The 12744-nt window shown below is 38.4% G+C and carries 11 protein-coding genes; 9 read left to right on the top strand and 2 right to left on the bottom strand.

Annotation, left to right across the window (positions count from 1 at the left end; genetic code table 11):
• A complete protein-coding gene (locus DXB63_RS08035) occupies positions 1–3201 on the bottom strand; it encodes a TonB-dependent receptor (RefSeq protein WP_122125894.1) in 3201 nt (1066 codons plus the stop codon).
• A 407-nt stretch (positions 3202–3608) separates the two neighbouring features.
• On the opposite strand from DXB63_RS08035, the gene DXB63_RS08030 reads away from it, so the two are divergent.
• The 9 genes from DXB63_RS08030 to DXB63_RS07990 all read left to right on the top strand — a co-directional run bounded on the left by DXB63_RS08030 (position 3609) and on the right by DXB63_RS07990 (position 12107).
• Entirely contained in the window at positions 3609–5435 is a 1827-nt protein-coding gene (locus DXB63_RS08030) for a TrkH family potassium uptake protein (RefSeq protein WP_122125893.1), read from the top strand.
• A gap of 2 nt (positions 5436–5437) precedes the next feature.
• Positions 5438–6124 (top strand): TrkA family potassium uptake protein, encoded by a 687-nt coding sequence (locus tag DXB63_RS08025; protein ID WP_122125892.1) that lies wholly within the window; start codon positions 5438–5440, stop codon positions 6122–6124.
• 99 nt (positions 6125–6223) lie between these two features.
• On the top strand, positions 6224–6676 hold the full coding sequence (locus tag DXB63_RS08020) for a DUF4890 domain-containing protein (protein WP_122125891.1): 453 nt from the start codon (positions 6224–6226) through the stop codon (positions 6674–6676).
• 139 nt (positions 6677–6815) lie between these two features.
• Positions 6816–7373, top strand: a complete 558-nt coding sequence (locus DXB63_RS08015) for a DUF4738 domain-containing protein (protein WP_122125890.1) — start codon at positions 6816–6818, stop codon at positions 7371–7373.
• Positions 7374–7460: 87 nt separating this feature from the next.
• Complete coding sequence (locus DXB63_RS08010) at positions 7461–8639, top strand: heparin lyase I family protein (protein WP_122125889.1); 1179 nt, start codon at positions 7461–7463, stop codon at positions 8637–8639.
• A gap of 111 nt (positions 8640–8750) precedes the next feature.
• The gene (locus tag DXB63_RS08005; protein ID WP_122125888.1) at positions 8751–9431 is read left to right on the top strand and encodes a response regulator transcription factor; all 681 of its coding nucleotides are present in this window, start codon (positions 8751–8753) and stop codon (positions 9429–9431) included.
• A gap of 10 nt (positions 9432–9441) precedes the next feature.
• On the top strand, positions 9442–10713 hold the full coding sequence (locus DXB63_RS08000; protein WP_122125887.1) for a HAMP domain-containing sensor histidine kinase: 1272 nt from the start codon (positions 9442–9444) through the stop codon (positions 10711–10713).
• A gap of 81 nt (positions 10714–10794) precedes the next feature.
• Positions 10795–11235: a PepSY-like domain-containing protein gene (locus tag DXB63_RS07995; protein WP_122125886.1), complete on the top strand. Its 441-nt coding sequence runs from the start codon at positions 10795–10797 to the stop codon at positions 11233–11235.
• 23 nt (positions 11236–11258) lie between these two features.
• Positions 11259–12107, top strand: a complete 849-nt coding sequence (locus DXB63_RS07990) for a PepSY-like domain-containing protein (protein WP_122125885.1) — start codon at positions 11259–11261, stop codon at positions 12105–12107.
• Between the two features lie 83 nt (positions 12108–12190).
• On the opposite strand, the gene DXB63_RS07985 is transcribed toward DXB63_RS07990, so the two are convergent.
• The coding region (locus DXB63_RS07985) for a T9SS type A sorting domain-containing protein (protein WP_233522825.1) at positions 12191–12744 on the bottom strand (554 nt) is incomplete at its 5' end.

The raw sequence follows: 12744 nt of genomic DNA, 5'->3' as shown, positions 1-12744 counted from the left end.
TTAGAATGTTAAGTTTAAACCAAATACAACAGAACGACTTCTTGGGTAAGCACCGAAATCAACGCCGGGAGTTAAAGAAGAACCTGTTGTAGAAACTTCCGGATCATAACCGGAGTATGGTGTCCAGCAGAATAGGTTGCTACCTGTTGCATAAATGCGCAGATTACTAATGCATAGTTTTTTTGCGATGCTCTTTGGGAAGGTATAACCTAGAGTTACATTACTTAAACGTAGGAATGATGCATCCTCGACTGCCCATGAGTGAATATATTTATCACCATCTTCCAAGTCAAAGTATCCGGCAACCGTTTTCCCTTGGTTGATTTGAGCTAAAGCAACCGGATCATTTTGGATATATTTACCTTCGCTATTCATTGTCATCCAACGGTTGGCACTACCGGCAACCGCTAATGCATTACGGTTTGAACGACCCACCTTAGTACTTGTCAGTTTAGTCGCGTTAAAGACTTCTGCTCCGTAGCTAAATGTGAAGAATACACTTAAATCGAAACCTTTATAAGAGAAGGTATTATTGAAACCACCATAGAAAAGAGGGTTTGAGTTACCGATGACAGTCATATCTTTTTCTGTGATATCTCCACTGTCATCTATGTCGGCAAACTTCCACATACCCGGACGAACATCATCACCTACTGTGGGAATACCTTCTTTTAATACATATTTGTCTCCATTCATTTTAAAGGCTTTTCCGTCGGGAGTCAATTCAAAGTCATCTACAGTGTAGATACCTACTGTTTTGTATCCGTAGAATTGCCCGATAGAACTGCCCACTGCGATTTTGTGCGTATTCATCTTGTCGTAGCCGATACTTGCACTTTCCAAGAAAGAGTCTTCACCTGCTAGAGCTTTAATCTTGTTTTTATTATGTGAAAGGTTCAAGTCCGTTTTCCAAGTAAAGTCCTTGCTTTGAATGTTAACGGAAGATATAGTCAAATCGACACCCATATTTTGAGTCTTACCGATGTTACGCATCATGGTAGTATAACCGGAAGACAAAGGTAATTTAGAGTTCAACAATAAATGAGTACTCTCATTCACGTAAAATTCGGGAGCGATTGTCAGCCTTTGATTGAAGAAACCCATATCCAGACCCAAATTGAATGTGTTGTTAGATTCCCATCTTAAAGCAGGGTTAGGTATCTGGCTTGGAGCATAACCACTTGAGGTTCCGTTTCCATTCGGATATGTAACGCCTTCCAGGATTGCTAATGATTTGTAGCTGTCGATACGGTTGTTTCCCGACATACCGTAACCGGCACGAAGTTTTAAATCAGAGAATACATCCAGATTTCTGATAAAGTCTTCCTCAGCCAAACGCCATGCGGCAGAAGCTGACGGGAAAATACCCCATTTGTTATTAGCACCGAATTTTGAAGAACCGTCGGCACGAAGTGAGAATGTAAACAGGTATTTTTCTTTAAAGTTGTAATTCAGACGAGTGAAAAACGATAATAGCTTGTCGTCGAAGTTCACACCGGATGTCGGTATGCCCGGAGTTTCTCCTAGAGACATATCGTTCAAACCAATATCATCATTGGGGAAGTTGCTGGCATTGGCGGAGAAATAACGTGTCCATTTAGATACGAATTCTTGTCCTAACATGGCTGTGAAATTATGCTTCTTACGTTTTAACTCATAAGTTAAGACATTGGATGTTTGGAAACTTCCGGTTTCTCTGTTCGTAATGCTACCGTTGATACTTGAACGGATGGCTCTTAAAGATCTTTCTCCGTAAAACAACTCATCACGACGGGTTTGATAACGCATACCTGTATTGTTACGGAAAGTCAGATTCTTCATTAGTTTGTAAGTTAAACCACCGTTAGCTTGGAATGTACGGTATTCCTTGTTACGGGTAGTATACTGTGCATCCACATACGGGTTTTGCATCTCTTTTCCGTTCTCGTCCATCAGCATATCGTCACCTAAAAAGAATTCTTCGTCGGAAATATTCAGACCTCCGATCGGGCGATATTGAATAATCATGCCCAATGCGTTGAATTTATCTTTATTCTCGGATGTACCTGAACCATATACTTTTGATTGGTCAAAATTTACACGACCGGAAACCGTTAAACGCTTGTTCGCTTTATGATTAAAGTTGAAAGAAATGTTGTGCTTGTCATTGCCGCTGAATACCATGACGCCTTGATCCTTAAAATAAGAATAGGCTAAATTATACTTGAAATCGTTGTTGCCACCTGCGATATTTAAACGATAATTTTGGGTAACGGCTGTGCGGCCTAAGGTTTTATCTTGCCAGTCTACACCTTTTCGGTTGGCATAGTTTGAATGGATATCGGCGAACTCGCCATATTTATCAATAAAAGCCTGAGAAACGTTCTCTTCTGCTGATTTTAGACGGCGTTCATAATCTGCATATACAAATTCTTCCGTTGAAAGAACATCCAATTTGTTAGCTACTTTCTTTATACCTACATATGTATCGAAAGAAACAGCTACTTTGCTGTTATTCTTTGTCCCGCTTTTTGTTGTAATAACGACAACACCATTTGCACCGCGTGCACCGTAGATAGCAGTGGAAGAAGCATCTTTTAGAATATCAATGCTTTCGATTTCACCCGGATCAAGTGTCGATAGACCATCTTCGGTTGGGAATCCGTCAATAATATAAAGAGGTTCATTACTTTGGGTGATTGATATACCTCCACGTACGCGGATTGATATTTCAGCCCCCGGAGCACCTTCGCTTTGCATCACTTGTACACCGGCTACGCGCCCCGCTAACGCTTGAGTAACATCTGATGTCGGGGTCTTCAGTAAATCTTCACTTTTAACGGAAACAACAGAACCGGTCAAGTCTTTCCGGCGTGATGTACCGTAACCAATGGCGACAACTTCGTCTAACTGAATGGCATCTGCTTTTAAAGTTACATTGATTTGAGTTTTTCCGGCAACTTTTACTTCCTGATTCTGCATACCTACATAGGAGAAAACCAAAACATCTTTAGCTGCATTGTTTACTTTGATCGTGTACTTTCCGTCGAGGTCGGTAATTGTACCTACGCCTGCGGAACCTTTTAATAGGACATTGGCACCAATAACCTCCATGCCGTCGCTGTCTGTTACTTTACCTGTTACAGTAACGCTTTGCGCTTGTATGTTCAGGCTGGCAAGTAGAAATATTGCCAATAAGAGAAATTTTGAAATTCTTTCCATACTTTAATTAATAGTATAAATTAAGGTTTTTAATTTGCTGCTAAAGTATGGCGATTTATTTTTGAGGTTAATTCTTATTGTATTTACTTTATTCAAATATGATTTCTTTCTATCATTTTTGTTTAATAGCCTTTTAAATATGTACAATGTGGCGAATAATGTTCTGAAAATGATTGCTTTTTAGATTATTTTGAGGTTATAGGTTGGTTGATTTTGTTTGATTTAGACCTGCTTTTAAATGGACTTTGATGGGTAGGGCGGACTGTAAGTTCTGTGATATTGCGGTGATTTAATGTCGAGTGATAAAACGGGTGTGTATGAACTTAATATTATTTATAAATGTTACTATTATATAAATCGATTATTTTGTTTATGTTTGTATTTCGCTATACATTAGAAAAGAGGCGATGAAACTATACTATAAAGCTTTTTTATATCATAAGAAATGGATACAACCGTATATCCATGTCATATTGAGACTGATAGATGCAATAACTTATTTTGCTTCTTTACTGCTTATTGCCGGAGTGATTTATGAACACGGCTTTAGAATATCCTTCGAAGATATTTCTTATCTTAATGCTTTGTATAAAGGGGTATGGATTGTTTTTTTGATTAGTGTTACTTCTCATCTTTTATTGGAATACAGGGATACGAAGAAGAACTTTAAATCAGTGGCTTGGATATTAAGTATTTTGTTGTACTTAACCTTGGTTCCTGTTATTTTTTATGAGCCGGATGTCGGTGCAGTGCGGTATGTATGGTTAGCTTTGGACAGTAAGGTTTATCATGTCATATTACTGTTGTTATTATCTCTTTTACAGCTATCTAACGGGATAGTCCGGTTATTGGGAAAAAGGACAAACCCTTCTTTGATACTGGCCAGCAGCTTTTTCTTGATTATCTTGATAGGTACGGGCTTGTTGTTGTTACCTCGTTCTACTTATAATGGCATAAGTTGGGTAGATGCGCTTTTTACAGCGACAAGCGCCACTTGTGTAACCGGATTAGTGTCTGTGGATGTACCTTCCACGTTTACGACAGAAGGGCTGATAATAATTATTCTGTTAATACAAATCGGTGGATTGGGAGTAATGACTTTAACCAGCTTTTTTGCCATGTTCTTTATGGGGAATACTTCTTTATATAATCAATTGGTAGTGCGTGACATGGTCAGTTCCGATTCTCTTGGGTCACTGCTTTCCACCTTATTATATATATTAGGTTTTACTTTGGTGATAGAAACAGGCGGTATGATTGCGTTGTTTCTTAATATTCATGGTACGTTGGGTATGTCCTTGGAAGGAGAATTGGCTTTTGCTGCGTTCCATTCTATCTCGGCATTTTGTAATGCCGGTTTTTCTACGCTTCTGGGCAATTTAGGTAATCCGGCTTTAATGGAGGGGCATAACTTACTTTATATAACAATCTCTGTCTTGATTATCCTTGGCGGAATCGGTTTCCCTATCCTGGTTAATTTCAAATCGATTATAAGTTACTATCTGAAAAGATTTTATCGTATCTTGCGTTATCGTAAACCTGAGCGCCATCGTATTCCTCATTTATATAATTTGAATACAAAGATAGTTCTGATAATGACGTTTTTATTGTTGTTTATCGGTACGGTGACGATTGCTATATTTGATTGGAATCATGCTTTTGCCGGCATGAGTATGACAGATAAATGGGTACAGGCTTTCTTTAATGCTACCTGTCCGCGTACGGCAGGATTTACGAGTGTGGGGCTATCTACATTCAGTGTTCAGACAATTTTATTGATGATTTTGTTAATGTTCATAGGCGGTGCATCCCAATCAACGGCAGGTGGTGTGAAAGTCAATGCATTTGCTGTGATTATACTTAATTTATGGGCTATATTACGTGGAAATGAGCGTGTAGAAGTGTTTGGAAGAGAATTGTCTTCTGATTCCATCCGGCGTTCCAATGCGACGATGTTAATGTACTTGGTCATGCTTTTCCTCGGAGTTTTTGTTTTAAGTATTTTAGAACCGGAGCTTTCAATATTGGCATTGACTTTTGAGTGTACTTCAGCGTTGAGTACGGTGGGGTCTTCATTGGATGCAACCCCTTTATTGAGTAATCCGAGCAAACTGATCGTTTCATTTCTAATGTTTGTAGGACGTGTCGGTATGATAACTTTATTGTTGGGAATTATTCGTCAGAAGAAAGTGGTTAAATATAGATATCCGAGTGATAACATTATAATAAACTAAAGATGAAATATATAATTATTGGTTTAGGCAATTATGGCGGAGTACTGGCAGAAGAACTTTCTTTGTTGGGAAATGAGGTTATAGGTGCAGATATTAACGAACAGCGCGTGGACAGCTTGAAAGATAAGTTGGCAACGGCCTTTATCATTGATGCTACGGATGAGGCTTCTTTATCCGTGCTTCCGTTAAATGATGTGGATATAGTAATTGTTGCTATCGGTGAGAATCTGAGTGCTTCCATACGTGTTACAGCTCTTTTGAAATTGAAAAAAGTAAAGCATATCTATGCCCGTGCGATAGACAATGTGCATAAAGCCGTGTTGGAAGCCTTTAATCTGGATAAGATATTGACACCGGAGAACGATGCTGCGCGTGAATTGGTTTGGTCATTGGATTTAGGAATAAAGGTAGAAAGTTTCCGGGTGGATGAAGATTATTATGTGATGAAATTCAAAGTACCTGAGAAGTTTATAGGTTATCATGTGAATGAATTGAATTGTGATACCGAATTTAATTTGAAGATTATAGCTTTGAAACGTGCAGATACGGTATATAACTTCTTGGGAATATCGGTTCTTGAACGGAATGTAGTGAATGAATTACCTGACAACTATGAGATTCAGACGGAAGATGAACTTGTTTGCTATGGACGTTATAAAGACTTTCTGTCTTTTTGGAAAGCCATATAAAGTAACACTTATTTTTCTGATTGAATTAAACCTTTTCTTTTTCATATAGTCATATGAATGGTTGCAACCAATAAACGTATTAATTAAATAGCTTTGATTATGAAAAAGATTAGTTTGTTTTTGATTAGTGTAATGTTGCTTAGTGGGATGGCAATCGCTCAGAATAGGCCGGATAAAAACAGAGAAAACTTGTCTCCTGAAGTCCGCGCGGAAAAGATGACGGAACGTATGTCGAAAGAGTTGTCTTTAAATGATGAACAGAAACAGCAGGTTAAAGAGATTAACTTGGTTTACATAAATGAGATGCGTGCCGGTAAGAAAGATCAAAAGCAATTGCATAAAGCTTGTGTCAAGAGTTGTGATAAGATGTCTGAAGCCGGCAAGGTAAAGATGAGGCGGATGGATAAAGCGGAAATACAAAAGACACATAAATTTATGAATGCTGCACGTGAATCCCGTGATTTGAAATTAAGTCAGGTCTTGAATAAAGAACAGTTTGCTAAATACGAACAGAATAGAGAAGAGCGGAAAGTTCAGAAGAAGAATGATTGATAATAGGAACTTTAAATAAGATAATAGTTTAGTTTTTAGTTTTCTCAAGGGTCGGCCAATGTGATATTGCCCGGCCTTTTATTTGTATATATCCTTGCCTTTTTGTTTCTTTGCTCCACATATTTAATAATAAATCGAAATGAAAAGAGAAATCGGCTTTATATTTACCATTCTATTATTATTTTCTGCCATGTCTTGTTCCGACAAGAAAACAACTCAGGATAATACCGCCACAGCTTTTCAGATAGACAGTGTAGATGTGCATGGGATACAGCGAATGCAAGTATCCAAGTCGGAGCAAAAGGTTAAAATGAATGGAAAGGATTATGTAATCCGTATAAGCCGTGTTCCTGCGGATTCATTACCGCTTGTAAAGAATGAGCAAGGAGACATTTATGTGGATAATAAGATAACATTGAACATAACTCGTGATAAGGGGGAAAGAGTCTTTAATAAAGTTTTTACCAAACAAAGTTTTGCAGATTTAGTCGGAATCGGTTTCCTTTCCAAGTCGATATTAGAAGGAATGGTTTTTGATAAAGTTGCTTCTGCAGGTTTTGTTTTTGCCGCGAGTGTCAGTTTTCCACAGACAGATTTATATGTCCCTATTTCTGTTGTAATATCTCCAAGTGGCAATATATCGCTGTCAAAAGATGAATTAATGGACGATACTTATATAGGAGAAGAGAATAATTAGACAAATGTGATACATTTTAAAACAATAGAAAGGCAGCCTTAGGGTTGCCTTTTGTATTTTCGCAGGGTATTAAAATCTTTTTATAATATGAAAAAACAAATCATTGTAACATCTTTCATGGTATCATTGCTGATGGTATCGGCATTTGCGCAAGATAAGCCGTTCGTTCCTATTCGCGGTCGTGTAAACGTACAGGCAGACAGCGCACGGGTAAAACAGATTATAGATGGATGCTGGGTTGCCGTTGGTACTAATAAACCTCATTCTATTCAATATGATTATACAAGGCTTTTTGATGGAAAACCGTCTTATCGTTTCGAATTAAAGCAGGATGACAATACATTATCCGGCTATGCTAAAGGTGAAACCAAAGGGCGTGCGGAGTTTTCGTATTGTTATGCGACACATGATGATTTTAGGAATGAACCGGAAAGTGTTTATAAGAATGCGCAGATAACTAAGACGGTTTATCATCATGGAAAAGGTATATGTCCGCAAGGAACATCCCGTAGTTATGCTTTTTCCGTATATATTCCATCTTCTTTGGATAAGAATGTATCCACCATCTTTGCCCAATGGCATGGAATGCCGGATCGTACATTGGTACAAACGCCTCAAGGAGAGGTGAAACAATTAACGATAGAAGAGTTTTTGGAATTGGATAAGCGGATGATTTTTAAAAAGAATATCGGACATGATAAAGTTGTAAAGAAAGATAAGGACGGAAATCCTGTAACAGATAAAGACGGAAATATCGTATATAAGGCCGGCAAAGCGAATGGTTGGTTGGTGGAACAAGGAGGCTATCCGCCTTTAGCCTTTGGCTTTTCCAATGGATATTTTTATATTAAAGCAAATTCCGACCGTAAATGGTTGACAGATAAGGATGACCGTTGTAATGCAAATCCCGAAAAAACGGAGGTGATGAGATCTGTTACATCTAAATATAAAGCATCTACGATTGCTTATAAGATGCCTTATGAGGAATTTCCTAAAGATTGTTGGATAACTTTTAATGTGGATATTGATTGGACGGTGTACGGTGGAGAGTCCGAAGCAATTCTTAAACCGGGTAAATTGGACGTTATGATGACTTATGACAATAAAGGCCAGGAAGTGAAGAAGCATATCGTTGATAATGAGACGCTTTTAATAGGAAGAAACGATAAGGACGGGTACTATTTCAAGTTTGGTATCTATCGCGTCGGTAATAGTACGGTACCTGTTTGCTATAACTTGGCAGGTTATTCGGAGACTGCCCGATAAACGGGGTATTTAAATCCATATCGGGATTGGACGATAAACTGTCGAATCCAGAAATATTCCAGAATTAATTACTTTCTTTGTATATTTGAAAGTCTTTAAACTGGTGATTTTATGAAGATATTAGTTGTCGAAGACGAGCAGAGTCTTCGTGAAATGATTATAGACTCTTTGAGTCGGGAACATTTTGTCGTGGAATATGCTCCGGATTATTCCACGGCCATGGAGAAGATAAACGATTATGATTACGATTGTATTCTTCTTGATATTATGCTTCCGGGAGGTAGCGGACTTTCTTTGCTTGAGGAGTTGAAGAAGATGCGTAAGAAAGAGAGCGTTATCATCATTTCCGCTAAAGATTCTTTAGAAGATAAAGTGGCGGGACTTGATTTGGGTGCGGATGATTATCTGGCAAAACCTTTTCATCTGGCGGAACTCAATGCCCGTGTTAAGTCATTGCTCCGTCGTAGGCAGGCAAACGGGGATATGAGTATTGTACTGGATAATTTAGTGCTTTACCCTGATAAGCGTACGGCTTTTGTCGATGATGTAGAACTGCTGCTGAATCGTAAAGAATTTGATTTGCTTTATTACTTTGCCAGCAATCCCAATCGTTTGATGAATAAAACATCTCTTGCGGAATCTGTTTGGGGAGATAACATCGATCAGGCGGATAGTCTTGACTTTATTTATTCGCAGGTGAAGAATCTACGTAAGAAGATGAAGTCGGTTGGAGCAACAGCCGAAATAAAGGCGGTTTATGGTTTTGGCTATAAATTAGTTCTTGACAGTTAATCCTTATCACATGAAACTCTTACATTATACCAACCGCAATCTTTTTATTTTCGTCTCCCTCTTGATGGGCATTTGGGGAGTCTTTTTCTATTTTGCCATTATCGATGAGATTATGGATGAAACGGATGATACTCTGGAGAATTATCGGGAGATAATAGTAAGCAAAGTTTTGGATAACCCGGATTTGTTGGTTATGGAAGATAATATCCTGCATAGCTATGCAATTCGTCCGTTGACGGATGAAGAGGCGGAAGACTATGAAGAATATTTTTATGATTCTACCATATACGTTGAGACAGAAGATGAGGATAAACCGGTACGTGTAATGAAATCTTGTTTTCGTGCATCGGATGATAAGTTCTATGAATTGGAATTGCGTATCTCCACATTGGAGCGGGATGATATGGTAGAAGCCATATTCCGGTATTTGTTGATTCTCTATGTTGCATTGTTGATATGTGTAATGATAGGGATGCGGCTTGTTTTAAAAAAAGTGTTTGTGCCTTTACATCGTTTGTTGGCGTGGTTGGATAAAGTTATACCCGGCAAGCCGATCCCGATTTTGGATAATCAAACCCATATTACAGAGTTTAAGAAGCTGAATGAGGCGGCGGTAGCAATGAGCCGGAGAAGTGAGCAGGCTTATGAAGAGCAGAAACAGTTTATAGAAAATGCGTCGCACGAGTTACAAACACCTTTGGCCATTTCCCGTGGTAAATTGGAATTATTGGCTGAAAGTGAGGGATTAACGGAACAACAGCTTACGGATATTGATGAATTATACCGGACGTTGGGAAGGGCTGTTAAGTTGAATAAATCTTTACTGTTACTTTCCCGCATTAATAACCGGCAATATCTGGATGTAAGCAGTATTAATCTCAATGAAATTGTCAAAGAAATAGTATCCGATTTAATGGAGGTGTATGAGCATAAAGGGATTGAGCTTTCGATAGAAGAATATGCCGTTTGTGTTGTTCAGATGAATGATTCGTTGGCACATATTTTATTAACCAATCTACTGAAGAATGCCATTGTTCATAATTATAAAGGAGGAAGACTCAAAGTTGTTCTGGAGAAAGAAACATTGCAAGTTATGAATAGTGGCGATAAGCCTCTTGATAAGAATAAAATATTTCATCGTTTTTATCGTCTTGACTCTGATAGTAAGGAGTCTACGGGGCTTGGGCTTGCTATCGTGAAGTCTATAACAGATATGTATGGCTTCCATATTGCCTATAATTATGACGGTGCTCACTCCTTTGTCTTAAATTTTGTGAAATAGGACGTTAATCGGCATTATTCCTAAATCTTTCCTAATTGACAGGCGTTCTTTGCAGTATAATAACAATAAAAAAGAACGATTATGAAAAAGATGCTAGCAATGTTTATTTTGGCGATGCTGACTATGCAGGTAGCGATTGCCGGTGATGTGGTAACAAAAGATGTGAATAAACTTCCCGCTTCTGCGCGTGAAACTATTAAGAAACATTTTCCGCAGACTAAGATTTCTTATATCAAGATAGATAAAGATCTCTTTAAATCTACAACTTATGAGGCAACCCTGACGAATGGAGTAGAGATTGATTTTGACAGTAAAGGAGAGTGGATGGAAGTGGATTGCAAAAAAGAGGCGGTTCCTGCAGCTTTTATTCCGGCAAGTGTAAGTCAATATGTAAAAGAGAATTTCCCGGGACAACGGATTGTAAAGTTCGAACGTGGTCGTAAAGGGTACGATGCTGAATTGGCAAACGGACTGGATGTGAAGTTTGATGTATATGGTGGCTTTTTGAAACTGGACGATTAATATAACCCCTAAACCTTATAAATATGAAATTAAAACTGAGATATTTGTTTCTGTCGTTGCTGACTGTTGGTTTTATGGCGTCTTGTGATAATGATGATGACCATTATACACCGGATACTACCGTTCGTTTGGCGTTTGAAAAGATGTTTCCCGATGCCTCGAAAGTTAAGTGGGAAAGTAAATTGGGATATGTAAAAGCTGAGTTCAGAGATAATAATAAAGAAAAGGATGCTTGGTTTGATACGGACGGAACGTGGATGCTGACCGAAACGGAGGTCGCGGTTTCCGATATCCCTGTGGCGATAACCCAATCGATAGCAGGAAGCCGGTATGCCGACTGGAAAATAGAGGATGCCGATTATCTGGAGCGTAAAGATATGGAACCTATTTATATCATTGAGGCAGAGAAGGGTAAGGAAGAGGTAGATCTTTATTATGCTCCCGAAGGTAAATTCTTGAAAGCGGTTGCCGAAGGCGGTGCTCATCAGGCTGTACCAACTCCTGTGAATGAGAAAGTGTTGGAAGCGGTGAATGCCAAGTATCCGTTTGCTAAAATTCTCGAAATAGATGTTGAACCGAATTTTATAGAGGTAGACTTAGTCCGGGATAATTTATATTTTGAGATGATTCTGGATAAAGAATATAATTGGGTGGAAACTGTCTATGAAGCTGCATGGCTTAGAGTGCCGGATGCTGTGAAGAATGCTTTTGAAGCGGATGGATATACTTTTAATGCGGAAGAAGATGAGGTAGAGATGCTGATGCGCCCCAATGGAAATCAGCCTGATATGATTGTTTATCGGTTTGAATTGGATAGAGAACCTGCCGATATTATTCTTTATTATACGGAGGACGGAACTAAGTTGGATTGAAACATTCCATAAATAGCAAATAAAAGGCAACTAATATATTACGAGTTAGTTGCCTTTTTGTTTTAACGATTTAGGGAGGATCCCTATTTAATCATAATCTTTCTGGTTATAACATTGTTCCCGCTTTCAATTCTCAAGAAATAAATACCTGAAGGTAAATTTTCCACTGCGATTGTATTGTTGGTGGTTGAGACAACTGTCTGTCCATTAACATTCAATAAGGTTACTTTATTGAAATCTCCTTTGATGTTGATATAATCCGTAGCGGGATTTGGAGAAACAATCACATCGGAGTCCATTTGTCTTTCAGCAATACTGCTTTCCGATGTCCATATAAAAGGCAGGGACGTTTCGGATACAGATCCGTCTAGATAGTAAGCGATCACTTCATAGGTTGCATTGTCTTGTGGCTCGGTATCGGTAAAACGGGAATGCTCGCAATAAAGCAGATTTTTATTCAATTGATTACAGTCCCGATAAATATTATAGGCATACGGTTTCTGTTTCTCTGTAGCATCTGATTCAACAGTTTGTTTATCAGTTACTTCTCCTGTAATTTTCCAACAACAATAGCCATCTGAACTGCACCCCAAAAGTTGGACAAAAAAGAGTCTTACACATGAAATTAAGTTATTGT

This window comes from Bacteroides sp. OM05-12, assembly GCF_003438995.1.
GTDB lineage: Bacteria > Bacteroidota > Bacteroidia > Bacteroidales > Bacteroidaceae > Bacteroides.
Note: the sequence above shows the minus strand (reverse complement) of the source record. Positions and strands in the feature narration are given on the sequence as shown.

What these genes read in the sequence shown, in the direction of transcription:
- DXB63_RS08005 (WP_122125888.1), top strand. Translation starts at nt 8,751, where the DNA reads ATGAAGATATTAGTTGTCGAAGACGAGCAGAGTCTTCGTGAAATGATT.
- DXB63_RS08020 (WP_122125891.1), top strand. Translation starts at nt 6,224, where the DNA reads ATGAAAAAGATTAGTTTGTTTTTGATTAGTGTAATGTTGCTTAGTGGG.
- DXB63_RS08000 (WP_122125887.1), top strand. Translation starts at nt 9,442, where the DNA reads ATGAAACTCTTACATTATACCAACCGCAATCTTTTTATTTTCGTCTCC.
- DXB63_RS07995 (WP_122125886.1), top strand. Translation starts at nt 10,795, where the DNA reads ATGAAAAAGATGCTAGCAATGTTTATTTTGGCGATGCTGACTATGCAG.
- DXB63_RS08030 (WP_122125893.1), top strand. Translation starts at nt 3,609, where the DNA reads ATGAAACTATACTATAAAGCTTTTTTATATCATAAGAAATGGATACAA.
- DXB63_RS07990 (WP_122125885.1), top strand. Translation starts at nt 11,259, where the DNA reads ATGAAATTAAAACTGAGATATTTGTTTCTGTCGTTGCTGACTGTTGGT.
- DXB63_RS08025 (WP_122125892.1), top strand. Translation starts at nt 5,438, where the DNA reads ATGAAATATATAATTATTGGTTTAGGCAATTATGGCGGAGTACTGGCA.
- DXB63_RS08035 (WP_122125894.1), bottom strand. Translation starts at nt 3,201, where the DNA reads ATGGAAAGAATTTCAAAATTTCTCTTATTGGCAATATTTCTACTTGCC.
- DXB63_RS08015 (WP_122125890.1), top strand. Translation starts at nt 6,816, where the DNA reads ATGAAAAGAGAAATCGGCTTTATATTTACCATTCTATTATTATTTTCT.
- DXB63_RS08010 (WP_122125889.1), top strand. Translation starts at nt 7,461, where the DNA reads ATGAAAAAACAAATCATTGTAACATCTTTCATGGTATCATTGCTGATG.